The sequence below is a fragment of the Staphylococcus haemolyticus genome, from assembly GCF_006094395.1.
In the GTDB taxonomy this organism is placed as follows: Bacteria; Bacillota; Bacilli; order Staphylococcales; family Staphylococcaceae; genus Staphylococcus; species Staphylococcus haemolyticus.
Window position 1 is genome coordinate 1,843,600 of the sequence record NZ_CP035291.1, and the last position, 19,583, is coordinate 1,863,182.

The 19,583-nt window shown below is 31.5% G+C and carries 16 protein-coding genes; 12 read left to right on the forward strand and 4 right to left on the reverse strand.

Going from position 1 to position 19,583, the window contains the following annotated elements; translation table 11 throughout:
• Positions 1-279: 279 nt before the first annotated feature.
• Positions 280-1,425: a globin domain-containing protein gene (locus EQ029_RS08905; protein WP_037557890.1), complete on the reverse strand. Its 1,146-nt coding sequence runs from the start codon at positions 1,423-1,425 to the stop codon at positions 280-282.
• Positions 1,426-1,689: 264 nt separating this feature from the next.
• Here EQ029_RS08905 and EQ029_RS08910 point away from each other — a divergent pair, with 264 nt between their 5' ends.
• The 6 genes from EQ029_RS08910 to rihC all read left to right on the forward strand — a co-directional run bounded on the left by EQ029_RS08910 (position 1,690) and on the right by rihC (position 7,339).
• Positions 1,690-2,007, forward strand: a complete 318-nt coding sequence (locus EQ029_RS08910; RefSeq protein WP_011276172.1) for a DUF5011 domain-containing protein — start codon at positions 1,690-1,692, stop codon at positions 2,005-2,007.
• A gap of 295 nt (positions 2,008-2,302) precedes the next feature.
• Positions 2,303-3,427 carry a cytochrome aa3 quinol oxidase subunit II gene (qoxA, locus tag EQ029_RS08915; RefSeq protein ID WP_011276173.1) on the forward strand — a complete coding sequence of 375 codons (1,125 nt, stop codon included), beginning with the start codon at positions 2,303-2,305 and terminating at the stop codon, positions 3,425-3,427.
• A complete protein-coding gene (qoxB, locus tag EQ029_RS08920; protein WP_011276174.1) occupies positions 3,427-5,415 on the forward strand; it encodes a cytochrome aa3 quinol oxidase subunit I in 1,989 nt (662 codons plus the stop codon). Before qoxA ends, qoxB begins: the two co-directional genes overlap by 1 nt.
• A complete protein-coding gene (gene qoxC / locus EQ029_RS08925) occupies positions 5,405-6,010 on the forward strand; it encodes a cytochrome aa3 quinol oxidase subunit III (protein WP_011276175.1) in 606 nt (201 codons plus the stop codon). Before qoxB ends, qoxC begins: the two co-directional genes overlap by 11 nt.
• A complete protein-coding gene (qoxD, locus tag EQ029_RS08930; protein ID WP_011276176.1) occupies positions 6,007-6,297 on the forward strand; it encodes a cytochrome aa3 quinol oxidase subunit IV in 291 nt (96 codons plus the stop codon). The genes qoxC and qoxD overlap by 4 nt, the downstream gene beginning before the upstream one ends.
• Before the next feature lie 142 nt (positions 6,298-6,439).
• Positions 6,440-7,339 (forward strand): ribonucleoside hydrolase RihC, encoded by a 900-nt coding sequence (gene rihC, locus EQ029_RS08935; RefSeq protein WP_011276177.1) that lies wholly within the window; start codon positions 6,440-6,442, stop codon positions 7,337-7,339.
• Between the two features lie 62 nt (positions 7,340-7,401).
• Here rihC and EQ029_RS08940 read toward each other — a convergent pair whose 3' ends face one another.
• Positions 7,402-8,577, reverse strand: a complete 1,176-nt coding sequence (locus EQ029_RS08940) for a serine hydrolase domain-containing protein (protein ID WP_011276178.1) — start codon at positions 8,575-8,577, stop codon at positions 7,402-7,404.
• Positions 8,578-9,035: 458 nt separating this feature from the next.
• Between EQ029_RS08940 and EQ029_RS08945 the strand changes: the two genes are divergently transcribed.
• The 4 genes from EQ029_RS08945 to EQ029_RS08960 all read left to right on the forward strand — a co-directional run bounded on the left by EQ029_RS08945 (position 9,036) and on the right by EQ029_RS08960 (position 15,680).
• Positions 9,036-10,292, forward strand: a complete 1,257-nt coding sequence (locus tag EQ029_RS08945) for an LCP family protein (RefSeq protein WP_057504778.1) — start codon at positions 9,036-9,038, stop codon at positions 10,290-10,292.
• An 18-nt stretch (positions 10,293-10,310) separates the two neighbouring features.
• Positions 10,311-10,781, forward strand: a complete 471-nt coding sequence (locus EQ029_RS08950; protein WP_011276180.1) for a DUF2538 family protein — start codon at positions 10,311-10,313, stop codon at positions 10,779-10,781.
• Positions 10,782-10,919: 138 nt separating this feature from the next.
• Positions 10,920-11,342 (forward strand): GNAT family N-acetyltransferase, encoded by a 423-nt coding sequence (locus EQ029_RS08955; protein WP_037557885.1) that lies wholly within the window; start codon positions 10,920-10,922, stop codon positions 11,340-11,342.
• Between the two features lie 252 nt (positions 11,343-11,594).
• Complete coding sequence (locus EQ029_RS08960; RefSeq protein WP_053022722.1) at positions 11,595-15,680, forward strand: GW dipeptide domain-containing protein; 4,086 nt, start codon at positions 11,595-11,597, stop codon at positions 15,678-15,680.
• 284 nt (positions 15,681-15,964) lie between these two features.
• On the opposite strand, the gene EQ029_RS08965 is transcribed toward EQ029_RS08960, so the two are convergent.
• Together EQ029_RS08965 and EQ029_RS08970 are read right to left on the reverse strand one after the other, a co-directional pair.
• Positions 15,965-16,384 carry a MarR family transcriptional regulator gene (locus EQ029_RS08965; RefSeq protein WP_053020233.1) on the reverse strand — a complete coding sequence of 140 codons (420 nt, stop codon included), beginning with the start codon at positions 16,382-16,384 and terminating at the stop codon, positions 15,965-15,967.
• 186 nt (positions 16,385-16,570) lie between these two features.
• The gene (locus EQ029_RS08970; protein ID WP_230197429.1) at positions 16,571-17,011 is read right to left on the reverse strand and encodes a TspO/MBR family protein; all 441 of its coding nucleotides are present in this window, start codon (positions 17,009-17,011) and stop codon (positions 16,571-16,573) included.
• Between the two features lie 240 nt (positions 17,012-17,251).
• Here EQ029_RS08970 and EQ029_RS08975 point away from each other — a divergent pair, with 240 nt between their 5' ends.
• On the forward strand, positions 17,252-18,259 hold the full coding sequence (locus EQ029_RS08975; RefSeq protein ID WP_011276185.1) for an acyltransferase family protein: 1,008 nt from the start codon (positions 17,252-17,254) through the stop codon (positions 18,257-18,259).
• Between the two features lie 128 nt (positions 18,260-18,387).
• Positions 18,388-19,551, forward strand: a complete 1,164-nt coding sequence (locus EQ029_RS08980; RefSeq protein ID WP_057504779.1) for an aminotransferase class I/II-fold pyridoxal phosphate-dependent enzyme — start codon at positions 18,388-18,390, stop codon at positions 19,549-19,551.
• Positions 19,552-19,583: the final 32 nt, after the last annotated feature.

Here is a 19,583-nt window from a genome sequence, read left to right on the forward strand (position 1 = left end):
CGAAAGTGCTTTATTTTTTTAAAGTATTACAATGTAAAATTACATATAAATACAAAGTATTTTGGCGAGACTCTTGAGGGAACAGGACAAGCTGAAGACTACAGGCTGAAGCTGTCCCCTAAGAAAGCGAGCCAACAATACGGAGTATTGTAAATAAAGAAGCCAGTAAATGAATTTGTTAAAACTCATTTACTGGCTATTTCTCTAGGGTTTATGTCCCAGACTCTTTATTCATTTATAATTTATACAAAATCTTATTAATAAATATCTATTTCAATATTAAACTGCAACACTTAATTTTGGTACAAATGTTTCATAATGAATATGACTTTGATCAACATCTAATGCTTTTAATACTTCAATAACTGATTGTATGAATTTAGCACCACCACAAACATAAATCTCTGTATTTTCACTTATATATTTTTCTAAGTATTCTTTAGTTAAATAGCCATTTTTTTCGCGATCATAAAGTTCATATTTTGCTTTGTCTGATTTTTGACTAATATTTTCTAAATATGAAGTGAATGGTGTATCGTTGACATCTCCAGTTACTTGAATAAATTGAGCATTGCTATCTTTAACAATCACTTCATTAAACATTGAAACTAATGGCGTAACACCGATACCCGCACCAATAAATAATTGAGGGTTTTCAGGATTTGCAACCGCAAATGGACCTACAGGTGCTGATAAATTAATTTTGTCTCCTTCGTTTAATTCATCATGCAATATAGTTGAAACTTCACCTTCATGGTCAGTTGTCACATCACGTTTAACAGCAAATGTTAAGCGCTCTTTTTCTCCAGATACAATTGAATAATGTCGTTTTGCACGATAAGGTATTTTTTCACTACTTACATCCACAGTGATGTATTCACCAGGTGTAAATTGACTTAAATCATAGTCAGTAGATTTAACTGTGAAAGCTTTGATATCTGAAGATAATTGTTCGATTTTTTCGATTTCAAAAGGTTGGAAACCTTCCCAAAGCATACTAGCATAGATATCTTTTTCAACTTGAATAAACACATCTGCGATTTCTTGATAAGCTTTCTTCCAAGTTTGGATAATTGGATGATCATCTTCTAGTCCTACTACTGCCTTAATTGCTTCTATTAAATTTTCTCCAACAATGTCATAACCTGCTGGAGGAACTTCTAATGCACAATGTTTATAAGCGATTTCTTTAACTACAGGCATGATGTTGCCTAAATTATCAATATTAACAGCTGCTGCTAAAACACTTTGTGCTAATGCAGTTGATTGAAATCCTTTTTGTTGGTTCGTTTGGTTAAACATATTTTTTAATTCTGGATGTTGATTAAACATTCTATTGTAAAAATATGATGTTATTTCAGTGCCTTTCTCTTGTAATACAGGTACCGTTTCTTTGATAATGCCTTTTTCTTTTTCATTTAACATGAAAGTCACTCCCATTTAGTTAAATATTTCAAACCTTTTCCAAGTTCATTCTATTCCAATTTGCAAAATTTTTAAATCAATTGTAATTAAATTCACAAATTGTTCATTTTACATAATCTTAATATATATTTTTCTTCTTATTATTTAAATTCTTAAAATAATACGATATATTAGGACTATAGTATGATGTTTATTTTCAGCATATATTGTATAGTTTAATTAAATTACTCAATGACTTTATTTTTTTTAACGGAGGTTAACTTAATGAATAAACTAATCCAGTCACTTTCAGCGCTAGGCGTCTCCGCAACTCTAGTTACCCCCAACTTAAGTGCAGAAGCAACAACTAATCACTCCCCTGAGCTTAGAGGTGTGAATGATATCGTAATCGAAAAAGGCCAAAATTATAATCTACTAAATGGAATTAGTGCTTATGATAAAGAAGATGGTGATTTAACACATAAGATCACTGTAGATGGTCATGTTGATACTTCTAAAGTAGGCAAATATAAAGTGAAATATAATGTCATTGATTCAGATGGTGCAGAAGAAACTTCAACTCGATACATAGAAGTTAAATAATATGACAAATTTTTGAGATGAGATGAATAATCTCATCTTTTTTTGTGTCAAAAAACCTTGAAAACACTGAAAATGATAACGTTTCTCAACTATATGCGTATTTCACTTAAATTTGTCATTTTTCACAGAATAGACACATAATTTTAACAAATCTTACATTCCCCGTCATTCCTATTGTTTCTAGTTGTTTCCTATATATAATTATAATTTTTTTCGGATAAGTACTTGTAAATATTGCGTAATAAACTAAAATTAATGATAAGCCCTACATTTGTAGTATTAGGAGGTCAAAAAAGTGTCAAAATTTAAGTCTTTGCTTCTAATGTTCGGCACGCTAATTTTACTTAGTGGTTGTTCGAATGTTGAAGTATTTAATGCAAAAGGGCCAGTAGCAAGTAGTCAGAAGTTCTTGATTATCTATTCAATCATCTTCATGCTTGTTATTGTTGCTGTTGTACTTACCATGTTCGCTATTTTTATTTTCAAGTATAGCTACAATAAAAACAGCGAAACTGGTAAGATGCACCACAATTCTTTAATTGAAACAATTTGGTTTGTGGTACCTATCATTATCGTAATTGCTTTATCTATTCCAACAGTTAAAACTTTATACGATTATGAGAAACCACCAGAAAGTAAAGAAGATCCAATGGTTGTATACGCAGTAAGTGCTGGATACAAATGGTTCTTCGCTTATCCAGAACAAAAAGTTGAAACTGTTAATACTTTAACTATTCCTAAAAATCGTCCTGTAGTATTCAAATTACAAGCTATGGATACGATGACAAGTTTCTGGATTCCTCAATTAGGTGGTCAAAAATATGCCATGACTGGCATGACAATGAATTGGACTTTACAAGCCGATGAAACAGGTACTTTCAGAGGACGTAACTCAAACTTTAATGGTGAAGGTTTCTCTCGCCAAACGTTTAAAGTTCACTCTGTAGACCAAAGTGAATTCGATTCTTGGGTTAAAGATGCTAAGAGCAAGAAAACACTTAGCCAAGATGAGTTTGATAAACAACTCTTACCAAGTACACCTAATAAAGAATTGACATTCAGTGGTACGCATATGGCATTCGTTGACCCTGCAGCTGATCCAGAGTACATCTTCTACGCTTACAAACGTTACAACTATGTTCAAAAAGATCCTAACTTTGTAGCTGAGAAAGACTTGTACAAAGATGTTACTGATAAACCACAAAAACCAGCTCGTAAGGTTCAAATCACTAACGCTAACTATAAGCGTCATGGTATGAAACCTATGATTCTTGGTAACAATGATCCTTATGATAATGAATTCAAGAAAGAAGAAGATCATAACTCTAAGGAAATGGAAAAAATCAGTAAAAGTGCAAAAGACGAAAATGCGTCTAAATTTGGTAGCAAAGCAGACAATGATCATGGAGGTGGACATTAATGAATTTTCCATGGGATCAATTGCTCGTTAAAGGTAACTGGATGATTACAATGGCACAAATTGGTGCGCCATTCCTAGTTATTGGTTTAATCGCAGTAATTACTTACTTCAAGTTATGGAAATATCTTTACAAAGAATGGTTCACATCCGTAGACCATAAAAAAATCGGTTTAATGTACTTAATTTGTGCCGTACTTATGTTCGTTCGTGGTGGTATTGATGCATTACTATTACGTACTCAATTAACAATTCCAGATAATACTTTCTTGGAATCAAATCACTATAACGAAATATTCAGTACGCACGGCGTTATCATGATTATCTTTATGGCTATGCCATTCGTATTTGGTTTATGGAACGTAGTCGTTCCACTACAAATTGGGGCTCGTGATGTGGCGTTCCCAGTTATGAATAACATTAGTTTCTGGTTATTCTTCGTTGGTATGATTTTATTCAACCTTTCATTCATTATTGGTGGTTCACCAGCAGCTGGTTGGACAAACTATGCACCATTAGCTGGTGAATTTAGTCCAGGCCCAGGTGTTAACTATTACCTAGTCGCAATTCAGATTTCAGGTATTGGTACTTTAATGACTGGTATTAACTTCTTCGTAACAATACTTAGATGTAAAACACCAACAATGAAATTCATGCAAATGCCAATGTTTACTGTAACAACATTTATTACGACTTTAATCGTAATTCTTGCGTTCCCAGTATTCACAGTTGTACTTGCATTAATGACTTTTGACCGTGTATTTGGAACTGCATTCTTTACAGTTGCCGATGGCGGTATGCCAATGTTATGGGCAAACTTCTTCTGGGTATGGGGGCACCCTGAGGTTTATATCGTTATCTTGCCTGCATTTGGTATTTATTCAGAAATTATTCCAACATTTGCTCGTAAACGTTTATTCGGACACCAAAGTATGGTGTGGGCAACTGCTGGTATCGCATTCTTAAGTTTCTTAGTTTGGGTTCACCATTTCTTCACAATGGGTAATGGTGCTTTAATCAACTCATTCTTCTCAATCTCAACAATGTTAATCGGTGTACCAACCGGAGTTAAATTATTTAACTGGTTATTAACATTATATAAAGGACGTATTACGTTCGAGTCACCTATGCTATTCTCATTAGCCTTCATCCCTAACTTCTTATTAGGTGGGGTTACAGGTGTAATGTTAGCGATGGCATCAGCTGACTATCAATACCATAATACTTATTTCTTAGTAGCTCACTTCCACTATACATTGGTTACTGGTGTTGTATTTGCCTGCCTAGCTGGTTTAATCTTCTGGTATCCTAAGATGATGGGTTACAAATTAAACGAAAAATTAAACGCATGGTGCTTCTGGTTATTCATGATTGGATTTAACGTATGTTTCTTACCACAATTCATTCTTGGATTAGACGGAATGCCTCGTCGTTTATACACTTATATGCCTTCTGATGGTTGGTGGTTATTAAACGTAATCTCTACTATTGGTGCATTATTAATGGCTGTTGGTTTCCTATTCTTAGTAGTAAGCATTGTATACAGTCATATCAAAGCTCCACGTGAAGCTACTGGAGATAACTGGGATGGTCTTGGACGTACTTTAGAGTGGTCTACTGCTTCTGCAATTCCACCTAAATACAACTTTGCTATCACTCCAGATTGGAATGACTATGATACATTTGTTGATATGAAAGAACATGGTCGTCATTATTTAGATAACCATAATTATAAAGACATTCATATGCCAAACAATACACACACAGGTGTAATTATGGGTATATTCATGTTATTAGGTGGTTTCTTCTTAATCTTCGAAACTGTAATCCCTGCTGCAATCTGCTTAGTAGGTATTCTTGGTTCATTAGTTTACCAAAGTTTCGTACAAGATCATGGTTATCATATCCCTGCTTCTGAAGTTGCTGAAAATGAAGCTCGCTTAAGAGAAGCTCGTATTAAAGAAAGGGAGGCTGTAGGTCATGAGTCATGATACAAATACTGTTGATTCACGTACGCACGAAGGTCAATTAAATAAACTTGGCTTCTGGATTTTCCTTACAGCCGAATTCTCATTATTCGGTACCTTGTTCGCAACGTTATTAACGTTGCAACATGGTGGCGATTATGCTGGCAAAATGACAACAGAATTATTCGAGTTACCGCTTGTATTAATTATGACGTTTGCCTTATTAATTAGTTCTTACACATGTGGTATTTCAATTTATTACATGCGTAAAGAAAAACAAAACTTAATGATGTTCTGGATGATTCTTACTGTCCTTTTAGGTCTAGTGTTCGTTGGATTCGAAATTTACGAATTTGCTCACTATGTTTCTGAAGGCGTAACACCACAAATTGGATCTTATTGGTCTAGTTTCTTCATCCTATTAGGTACACACGGTGCTCACGTATCATTAGGTATTGGTTGGATCATTTGTTTATTAATTCAAGTGGCTACACGTGGTCTTAATAAATATAATGCTCCTAAATTATTCATTGTAAGTTTATACTGGCACTTCTTAGATGTTGTTTGGATCTTCATCTTCACTGCCGTATATATGATAGGGATGGTGTATAGCGGATGAATACAATCGTAAAACATACAGTCGGCTTTATTGCCTCAATCGTCTTGACGTTATTAGCAGTTTTCGTAACTCTATACACAAACATGACATTCCATGCTAAAACAACAATCATCTTTGGCTTTGCTTTTATTCAAGCTGCAGTTCAATTATTAATGTTCATGCACTTAACTGAAGGAAAAGATGGTCAAGTACAATCGTTCAAAGTTATCTTTGCGATTATCATCACATTAGTGACTGTTATTGGTACGTATTGGGTTATGCAAGGTGGACATTCTCACCACTTATAATTTAATATTTATCTCACACAAAGAACCTGTTATGAAACTCGTCAGAGTTTCAAACAGGTTCTTTCTTTATGCTTTCATATCATACCTGATTTAAGTTATCTTTAATTTAAATCATTTATTGTGAAGGAGATGCATTTGAATAATGACTTTACCTATAATCATAGATACTGATCCAGGAATTGATGATGCTGCTGCATTGAGTGTTGCCCTATTACATCCATTCTTCGATGTAAAAATGATTTCCACAGTCAATGGAAATGTCAGTATAGAAAAAACGACTTCTAATGCTCTGAAATTAAAAGCTTTCTTCAATAGTGACGTACCTGTTCACAGAGGTTCTGCAAAACCGTTAATTAATAAAGCAATAGATGCAAGCCAAGTTCATGGAGAAAGTGGTATGGATGGATACGACTTCCCATCTATATCAAATGACCAATTAGCTTCTACTAACTCAATATCTGCAATGAGGGAGATACTTTTACATTCAGACACCCCTATTACGCTTATAGCGTTAGGTCCACTTACGAATATTGCTCTATTGATAAGTACGTTTCCTGAAGTTAAAGATCATATTAGAGAAATTGTCTTAATGGGAGGAAGTTCAGGACGAGGTAATGTAACGCCACTTGCAGAGTTTAATATCTATAGTGATCCTGAATCAGCACATATTGTATTTGAGAGTGACCTTCCCATTACTATGATTGGACTTGATTTAGCACGACAATCGCTGTTAACTCATGACTATTTAGCATCATTTGAGCATTTGAGTAGAACAAGTGCAATGCTCTATCAAATCTTTCAACATTATAGAGAGAATGACTTCGCTAAAGGGTTAAAATTATATGATGTCTTCACTGTATTATATTTACTTGATCCTGAAAGCTATGAAACGATACTAGCTAGTGTACGAATTGAATTACATGGGACATTGACCAAGGGAGCTACAGTTGTTGATTACGACTCCCACTATCCAAATTGTAAAATTGTTACTTCAAGTATAAATAAGAACTACTGTTCAATATTTAAAGACACAATTAAATAATTCATTTAAATTAAAAAAGCTATAACAAAATGCATTTTTATTACATTTCGTTATAGCTCTCTTTATTTGGTTTCATAAATATTTTGACCGAGTAATTGATAATAAATATGAGAAATAATTGACTCATTTGACACTTTAGAATAATCAACTTTATTCGTAGCCAGTACAATAATATAATCTTCATTAAAATATACCGTGAATATTTGACCGAAAAACACACCATTAATTCGATTGACTTGAGGAGTCGAATAGAATCCATATCTATAAGATTCTGGATATTTAGTGCTTCCAATTTCTTGGAGTAAAGATGTTGTAACTGCTTGATTGAAAATATTATTTTGCTGTAAATCATTAACTAATCTAGCCATATCATGTGTAGACATAAATAAATTTCCTGCACCATAATATTGATCTAATGTATTAGGTTTCATCGTTTTTAGTTTCTCATTTTTCACTTTATATCCAGTAGCCATATTCTTTTTATAAGGCTTTTCATTAAAGAAAGCACTATGCTCTAAATGATAGGGTTCTGCTAAGAATTTATAATAATTTTCCACATAAGAATGATGCGTTACTGCTTCTATAACTTGCGCAAGAACTAGATAGTTAGCATCGTTATATAAATGCTTATGATAATATTTACTATTAATCCCTCTTCTTTGAATATCATGAACTGCCCCATCTAAACTCTTTGTATTAGGATTAGCACTAAATTTATATAAACCACTTCTATGTAACATTAAATCTTTCAAGGTAATAGTTTTATTTGTCTTAAACCAAGGCAAATACTTAGTAACAGGGTCATTAATATTAATTTTGTTTGATAATTCTAAGTGCTTGAGTATTAAGCCAGTAGTGAATTTTTGAGCTGATCCAATTAAATACATCGTATTTGCATTGCTTTTTTTCTTACTGCTAATATTTTGATAACCATAACCTTTATCAAGCATTAATTTTCCATCTTTTAAAACTGTAATTGATCCATTGAAATGGACATTTTTTAAATACGTATTAATTTGTTCAATATTATCATCTTTTGCTTGAACCGTTTTGAGCTTATCGACTGTTTTGTGGTTTTTATCACGATGTTCTATATAAGCCTTATTATCATTAACATTGTTATATTCACTGTCCTTGATACTATAGTTAGTAACTTTAATGACGAATAATATAATGAGAAGTATTAAAACAATTAATACTAAAATAAAAGCTATAATTTTTAATTTGTTATTTTTCATGGGGTCCCTCTTACGTCTAATTATAGAAGTATATCTAAATTAAAACCTATTCTATCTAAATCATTTTTTATTCGTTTAATATTTTATATTATATAACACAACACCATTGAATTCATCTCTTTAATCATACACCTATAATTTTTTATTACATCGTACTTTAGTATGATAAAGTGTTATCTAATATTGCTTTATCATCTTTTGTAAATTCTATTTTAATAATGTAAATTTTGTATTAAACTTAAAGTTGTAATTCTCTCCAAAAAGTAATACAATTTAAGGCTATGAGAGTATACATTATATATAATTGCACCATCCTTACAACTTTGAATACAAGCAAAAAATAAAAAATATAAATTTATTTTTGATTTTATACTTCATGTTAAATAAAAATATAACGATTTTTATTTTTCAAATCATAAAATCTCTTATAAAAGATAATATGTATAGGAGCAAATGCTATGAACCGATTTTTAAAATATTTTATGATGCTACTTACATTAGTACTAATCGTTGTTCCTGTAATTTTTATCATCAATTTGTATAAAACTTCTGAAAGTGCAATGCAAGCCTCATACGATAAATCTGATTCGAAGCGTCAATCAAACATACGTGAAGGAAAAGTAAATCCTTCTAAAGATGCTGTTTCAATCTTATTTTTAGGAATTGATGATAATGAAGGTCGTCGTAAAAATGGCCAAACTACAGAACATTCAAGAACGGATTCTATGATTCTTTCTACCTTCAGTCCTGAAAAGCGTCAAATACGATTACTTAGTATCCCACGTGATACGATTAGTTATATACCAAAAGTTGGTTATTACGATAAGATAACTCACGCACATGCTTACGGAGGACCTGTAGCAGCTATGGATTCTGTCGAGGCGACATTAAACGTTCCTGTTGATTACTATGTTCGAGTAAATATGGATGCCTTCGTTGAGGCTGTTGATGAACTTGGCGGTATTTATTATGACGTCCCTTACGACTTAAATGAGCCTAATACAGACGATAGCGGTAGAATTAAAATTAAAAAAGGCTATCAAAAACTTAATGGTGATGAAGCGCTAGCCGTTGCAAGAACACGACATCATGATTCTGATTTAAAACGTGGCGAAAGACAAATGGATTTAATTAAATTATTATTCCAAAAAGCTAAGAGCCTTGATTCATATGACAAATTAGATGATTTAGTACAAATAGTTGGGAAAAATGCGAAACATAATTTAACTTCTTCTGAAATCAAATCTCTAGCATCTATGTACTTATCTGACGACATTGAATTTAAAAAATCTCAACTTAAAGGTAAAGATGATTACTTACAAAATATTTACTATTATAATCCGAGCGTAAGTAGTATTATGAAATATTCAAATATATTGCGTTCTGATTTAGGACTATCTAAAATAACAGATAAGGATGAATTCTTAGATCAACGCGTTATTAAACATTACGGTACACTTATACCACTTACACCTCTTGATCAGTCTTTATTGAAAAATAATCAAAAAGATTCATCTTCTTCTGATGATAACAACGATGATTCAACAAATTCAGATAACAATAATAATATACAATCATCTGAAGAAAATAGTTCAAACTCAAATGAAGGTATTGACCAAAGTAGTCAAGGTAGTACTCAAAGTGATAACTACAATCAGACAAATAATTCTAATTCATTCAATAACAATCAAGATCAAATGAATCAAATTTACTAATTGAGAGGAGCACAAACTATGTCACGTAAAACATATGAAAAAGCTGCTAACATTAATGGTATGTTTAATGTTTTAGAGCAACAAATTATTCATAGCAAAGACATGGCATTATTTAGAAGTGAATTCTTTTACGTTAATCATGAACATCGTGAAAATTATGAAGCATTATTAGTCTACTATGGTGAAAATTCTGTTAATCCAATTGTAAATGGTGCTTGCTACATTCTTGCTTTGCCAGAAATCTTCAATAAAGTAGATGTTTTTGAATCAGATTTACCGTTCTCATGGGTTTATGATGAAAATGGTATTACTGAGACAATGCAAAGTATTAGCGTTCCTCTTCAATATCTTATTGCGGCAGCATTAGAAGTTACTGATGTAACATTATTTAAACCTTCAGGCTTTACAATGGGAATGAATAATTGGAATATTGCTCAAATGAGAATATTTTGGCAGTACAGTGCGATTGTTCGCCAAGAAGCCTTATAATCAAATAATTTCCACTCCTTTTTACAAATTTGTTGTAAAAAGGAGTTTTTTTATATCTTTAAATCATATAGAATAACTTTATACTTTTATAAATTTAATTTTTGCAACTTTTAATAATTACATATATGGGGGGGTAAGATGTTTGAAATAGTAAAAAACAAAGATATGTTATCAGAATGCTTTTATATTAGAAGAGAAGTATTTGTGAAAGAACAAGGTGTTCCCTTGGAAAATGAATTAGATTCATTTGAGGAAGAATCTATACATATTATTGGCTACGACAAAAAACATGTACCTTTTGCATGTGCGAGATTTAGACCTTATAACAACGCAGCAAAAGTAGAAAGAGTTGCTATTTTAAAACCTTACAGAAAAGATGGATATGGCAAAACAATGATGCACGCTATTGAACGTTTTGCAAAAGATAAAGGATACAATCAATTAGTTTTAAATGCTCAAGTACAAGCTCAAGGCTTTTATGAGAAACTAGGTTATATTCAAACTGGCCCAGTTTTTATTGAGGAAAATATCGATCATATAAAAATGTATAAGAATATTTAAACTATTTATATTCTAAATTCATAGAGTGCATGTAATTAATTAAATAAACTATCTCATTTTTTTAATAGTAGCTTAAACTAATGTATTTTAAATTATCATTGCTTAGCAATATCGTCCTTAGTAAAACCATAATTTGTTCACTATTTGTAAGAAAGTATTAAAGTTAGTTTACAAATAAGTTAAATCAAATCATAGTCAAAATTTTAATACTATAATAGCATTGTAATAATAAAAATAATGAGGAGTAACAATATGAAAAAAAAGTTTAATTTAAAATTTCCTTCGATGATTGCGATCACATTATTTGGTGCTGCATTTACTTCACAACATGCACATGCAGCTGAAGCGAATCAAAATTCGAATAATACAAATAATGTTATTGATGATCAACAAAATATAGAAAATGCTGAGCAAGCTAAAAAAGAAGTAACTAATTCAGCTCAAAATGTATCAGGGGTACAAACGTATCAAAACCCTTCTGATGTTAAAGCATCTGTTGCTACAGTAAGCAAAACGTATGATGCTAAATTAGATAATTTAGCGACAACACAACAGACTTCACAAGATCAACAAAGTACGCAAAATCAAAGTACTGCTAACACAAGCGCTACTAATTCAAATAGTGAGCTAGCTAAGGTTCAAGATAACGAGCAAGAAGTTTCAACTTCAAATAAATCTGATCAAACAACTAATATTAATAACACACATAGTAATACTGATGCTAATAAGCAAACATTGCAAGCTTCTAAAAACGCTTTATCATCATCTCAAGTTCAGTCAAATGATGATACGTCTGCTAATAGTAATCAAAACACTACACAATATGTTAATAATCAAATTGATGAAAGTAGCTCTAACTCACAACAAGAGAATAGTCTAACTTCATCAAATAAGAATCAATTGAATTCATCATCTGTTACTCCATCACAATCTAATCAAGTGGCTCAGTCTAACAACCAAATAGAGTCTAAGCAAAGCAGTGATAAGAAAGTAAGTACTTATAGTAATAATGATAATAATGCAACTCAAGTAAACGTAGATCAAGCTAAAACATCACAAGAAGCTAATACTAAGAATGCATCAGCATCAAAAACAACTCAAACATCTACAAGTAACAGTACACAATCAGGTTATTCTGGATTTAGATCTGTTGGTGGCAAAGGTGGTCCTGCTACTTCAGTAAAAACAGTTAAACGTTATGCAGCTAAAGCAACTACATCATCTTTACCGAAATATAAACCACAAGTAAGTTCATCAATCAACAATTATATTCGTTCGAATAACTTACAAGCACCTAAAATCGAAGAAAACTATTCATCTTATTTCCCTAAATATGGATATCGTAATGGTGTTGGCAAACCTGAAGGTATTGTAGTTCATGATACAGCTAATGATAACTCAACAATCGATGGCGAAATTAATTACATGAAAAACAATTACAATTCAGCTTTCGTTCATGCATTTGTAGACGGTAACCGTATTATAGAAACTGCCCCTACTGACTACTTATCATGGGGTGCGGGTCCAAATGCTAATGGTCGTTTTATAAATGTTGAAATTGTTCATACACATGACTATGCTTCATTCGCTAAATCAATGAATAACTATGCAGATTATGCTGCAACACAATTACAATATTACGGATTAACACCTAATAGTGCTGAAAATGATGGTCAAGGTACAGTTTGGACTCACTATGCAATTAGTCGATTCCTAGGTGGTACTGACCATTCTGACCCACACGCTTACCTACAAAGCCATAATTATACTTATAATGAATTATACGATTTAATTAATGAAAAATATTTAATTAAAACAGGCCAAGTAGCACCTTGGGGTACTACTTCAAGCAGTAGTAGTTCATCGAATACCAATAAAGGTGGTTCTAGTAATAGTGGTTCCACTACTACATCACCTAAATTAACTGTTAAGTCTAATAGTGGCTTAGCTCAAATTAAAACTGATAATAGTGGTGTTTACACAACAGTTTATGATGATAAAGGTAAAGCTACTAACCAAGTTCATAACACTTTATCTGTAACTAAATCTGCCACACTTGGTAAAGATAAGTATTATCTAGTATCTGACTACAATAGTGGTAAAGTTTACGGTTGGGTTAAGCAAGGAGAAACCGTTTATAATACAGTAAAATCTCCTGTAAAAGTAAACCAATCATATAATATAAAATCAGGTGCTACTCTATATACAGTGCCATGGGGTAACTATAATCAAGTAGCTGGAACTGTTTCAAAATCTAATACAGCACCATTTAAAGCAACAAAGTCTCAACAAGTTGGCAAAGCCACTTATTTATATGGGTCTTTAAATGGTAAAAATGGATGGGTTAGCCAAGCATTTCTATCTAATATAACTAAACCATCTTCTGGAAGTAAAACACCTACTGTAGATAATACTTTAAAAGTATCGAATCTTAAGAATACATTAGGTCAAGTTTCTACTAAGAATAAAGGAACGTATACAACCGTTTATGATAAAAATGTGAAAGCTAACGCAACTATTGGTGGAAAAACGTACAACATTACTAAGAAAGCTACGTTGAACAATAAAGATTATTACTTAATTTCTGATTATAACGGTAATACTTCACGTGGTTGGGTACCTGCTTCAGAAATTTCTGTTAAAACTACAACACCTAACAAAACTAATGCCACTTATTACGATATTAATGGAAATGCAAATATTTACGACACACCTTGGGGAACAGCTAAACAAGTTAAAGCTACAGTACCTTCAAGTGGTAAACAGTTAAAATCAATTGATAACCTTAAAGTTGGTAACGAAACTTACTTACACGGTGTAATCAACAATATTTGGGGTTGGATTAAATCAACTGATGTTAAACAAACACCTAAAGTAAATGCTAAATTTGCTGTAAACACTAAAGCTACTAAGCCATCTACTGCATCAACTCAAACTGTGTCTAAAGTAGCTCAAGTTAATGCGAACAACAGTGGTGCACGTGCAACTGTTTATGATAAAACAGGTAAAAATGCAACTAAGTATGCTAATCGTACTTTCAACGTTTCTAAAGAAAAAACAATTGATGGTAATACTTATGTGTTACTTCAAAATACTACGACAAATACACCTTTAGGTTGGTTCAATGTTAAAGACTTGAAAGTTCAAAACTCTAGTTCTGAACAAAAAACATCAGGTACTTATAAAATTAACAACAAAAATAATGGTCTATACTCAATTGCATGGGGTACAAACCAACAACGTTTAGATAATAAAGATTTAGCTAATAAATCATTTAAAGTATCTAAATCAGTTGTTATTGGAAACACAACTTATCTATACGGTACAGTTAACGGTAAAACTGGTTGGATCGCTAAGAATGATTTAACTTCATCAAATATTTCATCAGATAATGGTGAAAAATATCAATATGAATTTATTATCAACACAACTAATGGTTATTACTATGATGACCCTAGTTCAGCTAAAGCAACTTCATTAAAAGCTTTTAATGAACAAATTTTCCAAGTTACAAATCGTAAAGTCGTTAATGGTAAAACTTGGTATTATGGTAAATTAAGTAATGGCAAATATGTATGGATTAAAGATACTGATTTGAAAAAAGAATTAGTTAAATATTCAAAATCATATAGAACATTAAATCAAGTTGTATCACTTCAACAAAATGCGTACGGGGCTCCACCACAAGTTCAAAGAAATGGTTATGGTTGGTCAAACGCAACTTATAGTGAAATTAAAAATGCTATGAATACAGAAAAATTAGCTAAAGATGATACGCTTAAATACCAATTCTTACGCTTAGATCGCCCGCAAAATCTTTCTGTAGCAAGTTTAAATCAATTACTTAAAGGTAAAGGTGTTCTTGAAAATCAAGGTCAAGCATTCAGTCAAGCTGCTGCTACTTCAGGTATCAATGAAATTTACTTAATTGCACATGCATTAATTGAAACTGGTAATGGTCAATCTCAATTAGCTAAAGGTGCAAACATCGTAAATAATTATGTTACAACTAAAAGTGCTACAAAATATCATAATGTATTTGGTATAGCTGCTTTTGACGCTAATCCACTATACAATGGTATTAATTATGCTAAGCAAGCTGGTTGGAATTCAGTATCTAAAGCGATTATTGGTGGTGCTAAATTTATAGGTAAAGACTATATTAAAGCAGGCCAAAACACGCTATATAAAATGCGTTGGAATCCAGACCACCCTGCTACACACCAATATGCAACTGATATTAATTGGGCTAATGCTAACGCTCAATATTTAAAACAACTTTATAATGAAATTAAAGCTGTTGGTAAATATTTTGATATCTCAAGCTATAGTAAATAAATAACTATATTCACTAATAAATTGAATGAGACATAAAATTCTCATTTGAATTACCAAGATTCTAGGACATTAAGTTCTTGGACAAATTAAAAAGACAATTTCTATTGATAATCTATAGAAATTGTCTTTTTATAATTATTTTAATTATATATGTTGCTAGTTCGTACAATTTTAAATATTGAATTAAAAGTTATATTCTTTATGCCCATTTTACTATACTAAAAAAGCCCTATCGCTATAATGATCATTTGGATAAATTCATTAAGACAATAGGACTCATTTATTTAAATATATATATGACGACTATTTAGCTTATCTAATAGTTGATTTAAACTTTGAATTTCTTCCTTACTTAGACACTGACAACGTGCTTCTATTAACTCACATCTTGCCGTATTGATTTGTTGAATCAAATTACGAGCTTCTTCTGTTAGGTATAAGTCTTTGCAACGTAAATCTTCATGGGATTGTAGACTAGTTATATATCCTTTTTGCACTAATTTCTTAATCCATCTAGATACAATGGATTGTTCTCTACTAATCTTCATCGTTAAATCATATTGCGACAATCGATCATAACTATATAAAATTCTCAATAGTTCTAATTGATCATTTGTAATATCTGTACGTTGTCCAAAACGTCTATTAACCAAATTAAGGTCATTATTAGTTAGTGTAATAAGTATTTCTAGTTGATTATACATTGTTGTTCTACTCCACTTTTGTAATTGATAATACTATTATACTATGATTTTTTTATATGTCATGTACTTTCAATATTTTGTCACAATACAATTCTAAATAATTCAATTTTAATTTCATTAAGTTTTAAAGCAACTCGCTAAATATATATTTAAACTATGAATCATTGATTAAATCCATTGCTATTGTTATTTATAATTAGGATTGTCCTTGTTAAGGTAATAATTACCGGCATTTAAATAACTTGCAAATGCAGACCAAAGTACGTATGGAATCTGTAATAATCCAGCCACTCGATGTATTTTAAACATTGATACTGCATTAGTAACTACTGAGATAAACAACATGATACTCTCAATGAATGCAATACCTCTTACTTTCTTTTTAAAATAAAGTATCGACCATAAATAGTTTAAAGTTAACTGCGTATAATGTGTCACTTTAATTCGAGTTGTCTTTGTTTTATTTTTAGTAGTGATTAAATAAGAAACGCCCATTAATAAATATAATATTGGCCAGGCAATCGGAAATGCTTTTGTAGGTGGAGAAAATGGTGGTTTTCTAAAATTTTTGTAGTCCTGTCGTGATTCCTTTGCTATGATTCGACCGATGATACTCCCACCTACCATTGAATGTATCAGCTTAATTATGTCTTTTAATATGTTAATGTTGATCCACTCCTTTAATGTGATAACTTGCTCTTCCCTATTATGCAAATACTATTCATATTTAAATCTAATTTTCTAAAATCAAATAGAATTTACATACAAATAATAGTTATTACCCAACATTTCATCCTAAATTGTTGCATTTCAATGTTAATATATACTAAATTAAATACAGTTATTAATTAAAAAGGAGACAATCGTATGTCGATGGATACAAAAAGAGATTACTTTTTCGATAACGCGCGCGCCATCCTTATCTTTTTAGTCGTATTCGGTCATATGATTCAACCTTATACTTCTGAAAGTAAATATTTATCCGCATTATATTTGTTAATTTATAGTTTCCATATGCCATCGTTTTTATTTATCTCTGGATACTTTGCGAAACATTTAGATAAACCACATTATCTAGAGAATGTAGCTAAAAAGTTAATCGCACCTTACGCTATATTTTATGCATTCTTTTCTATCTATTATTTTGTAACTGGTAAAAGTGATGCAATTCAAATGGACCCTTTTAATCCTGTATTTGCTTTGTGGTTCTTACTTACATTATTTTGTTTCCATGTCATCCTTGTCATAGTACGTCGCTATAAAGCGTATTATGTGTTACCTGTCGCTTTGATTATTTCAATACTTGCAGGTTTTTCTGATGATATCGATGGTTATATGAGTATTTCAAGAACAATCGTATTTTTCCCGATTTTTTATGTTGGTTATTTAACAACGCGAGCGCATACTCAATTATTGAGAAATAAAAAATTAAGGCTAATTTCAATCATTGTACTTATTATATTTTTCATCGTTTACTATATACACCCAATCAATTCAGATTGGCTTTTGGGTAGTAGTCCCTATACTTCACTTGAAAATAATAATGAAGATGTGTACAGCCCATTGAAAAGACTATTGCTATACTTCGTTATCTTTGTAGCTATGTTCTCATTTCTCAATTTAATGAGTAATCATAAACGTGTTTATACTTATATAGGAAATCGCACAATGTACGTCTATTTATTACATGGTTTAGTTATAGGTATAGTTAGAGGATTGGAAATATATCCTTTTAAAGATCATATATCAGTATTCACTTACGGTTATTTAATTCTCATTTCAGTATTAATTGTATATTTACTATCGACGAACTTTGTTTGTAAATGGACGAATCCTTTAATTAATTTAAAGAAACCTTCTTCTTTTAGAGGATAATAAAAAAATTTAATACAAACGGACTTGCCAAATTATGGTGACTCAAAAATATGTTATTATAAGATTATTCTAAAAATTTTGTAGTAACATTCAAGGTTACTATAATTTGGTTTTTTGAGGTGTAAAAAATGAAATTATCTTTAAATACGAATTCCAAATTTTTAAGAGCACCAAGTATACGCCAGTTCTCCAATCGTATGAAGTACATTGATGATTGTGTAAATTTAACGATTGGTCAACCCGACTTTCCTATGCCAGATGTGGTAAAAGAGGTATACATCAATGCGATTAAAGAAGATAAAACGAGTTACTCACACAATAAGGGATTGCCGGAAACTCGACAGGCAATAAGTAATTATTTCAAAAATAAGTACGGTTTTTATTATAGTGAAGAGGAAATCATTATTACGAATGGCGCGAGTGAAGCGCTTGATACATCATTGCGAAGTATTATCGAACCTGGAGATGAGATATTAATTCCAGGACCTATTTATGCAGGCTACATTCCTTTAGTTGAAACATTAGGTGGTAAGCCTATTTATATAGATACTACAAATACAGAATTTAAAATCACTCCAGAATTAATTGCACAACATTACACTGATAAAACAAAAGCAATTTTGCTGAATTATCCTACGAATCCAACTGGTGTGATATTAGAACGTGATGAAGTAAAAGGCATTGTAAATTATTTGAAAGAAAAAGAAATTTTTATTATTAGCGATGAAATTTATGCAGAAAATACTTTCAAAGGTAGTCATGTCTCATTTGCAGAATTTGAGGAAATTCGTGATCAATTATTACTTATTGGTGGGTTAAGTAAGTCTCACTCCGCTACCGGTATTCGTATAGGCTTCTTACTAGGTCCTGAGTACCTAATTGAAAAGTTAACATTTATGCATGCATATAATTGTATATGTGCAAATGTACCGTCACAAATCGCATGTATTGCTGCACTTAATGAAGGATTAGATGCGCCTCAATACATGAACCGAGCTTATATAGAGCGTCGTAACTATTTAGTAAGTAAATTAAAAGAATTGGGCTTCGAATTGGATGCTCAACCAGAAGGTGCTTTTTATATATTCCCAAGTATTCGTAACTATACTTCTGATGATTTCGATTTCTGCGTCAAAGTGCTTGAAGAAGCACACGTAGCAATGGTTCCCGGATCATCATTCACCGATATGGGTAAAGGTTACATTCGTATCTCTTATGCATATGATATGGATGTCTTAAAAGAGGGTATGCGTCGATTAGAAAGATTCTTAAAAGCAAACTACAATAAATAACCTTAATTAAAAAAGGACACTTAAAATAGTGG

Bases quoted from the DNA above. Each gene is read 5' to 3' on its own strand.
- qoxD (WP_011276176.1), top strand. From the start codon at position 6,007: ATGAATACAATCGTAAAACATACAGTCGGCTTTATTGCCTCAATCGTC.
- EQ029_RS08960 (WP_053022722.1), top strand. From the start codon at position 11,595: ATGAAAAAAAAGTTTAATTTAAAATTTCCTTCGATGATTGCGATCACA.
- qoxC (WP_011276175.1), top strand. From the start codon at position 5,405: ATGAGTCATGATACAAATACTGTTGATTCACGTACGCACGAAGGTCAA.
- EQ029_RS08950 (WP_011276180.1), top strand. From the start codon at position 10,311: ATGTCACGTAAAACATATGAAAAAGCTGCTAACATTAATGGTATGTTT.
- EQ029_RS08970 (WP_230197429.1), bottom strand. From the start codon at position 17,011: ATGGTAGGTGGGAGTATCATCGGTCGAATCATAGCAAAGGAATCACGA.
- qoxB (WP_011276174.1), top strand. From the start codon at position 3,427: ATGAATTTTCCATGGGATCAATTGCTCGTTAAAGGTAACTGGATGATT.
- EQ029_RS08980 (WP_057504779.1), top strand. From the start codon at position 18,388: ATGAAATTATCTTTAAATACGAATTCCAAATTTTTAAGAGCACCAAGT.
- EQ029_RS08910 (WP_011276172.1), top strand. From the start codon at position 1,690: ATGAATAAACTAATCCAGTCACTTTCAGCGCTAGGCGTCTCCGCAACT.
- EQ029_RS08975 (WP_011276185.1), top strand. From the start codon at position 17,252: ATGTCGATGGATACAAAAAGAGATTACTTTTTCGATAACGCGCGCGCC.
- EQ029_RS08940 (WP_011276178.1), bottom strand. From the start codon at position 8,577: ATGAAAAATAACAAATTAAAAATTATAGCTTTTATTTTAGTATTAATT.
- rihC (WP_011276177.1), top strand. From the start codon at position 6,440: ATGACTTTACCTATAATCATAGATACTGATCCAGGAATTGATGATGCT.
- EQ029_RS08945 (WP_057504778.1), top strand. From the start codon at position 9,036: ATGAACCGATTTTTAAAATATTTTATGATGCTACTTACATTAGTACTA.
- EQ029_RS08955 (WP_037557885.1), top strand. From the start codon at position 10,920: ATGTTTGAAATAGTAAAAAACAAAGATATGTTATCAGAATGCTTTTAT.
- EQ029_RS08905 (WP_037557890.1), bottom strand. From the start codon at position 1,425: ATGTTAAATGAAAAAGAAAAAGGCATTATCAAAGAAACGGTACCTGTA.
- EQ029_RS08965 (WP_053020233.1), bottom strand. From the start codon at position 16,384: ATGTATAATCAACTAGAAATACTTATTACACTAACTAATAATGACCTT.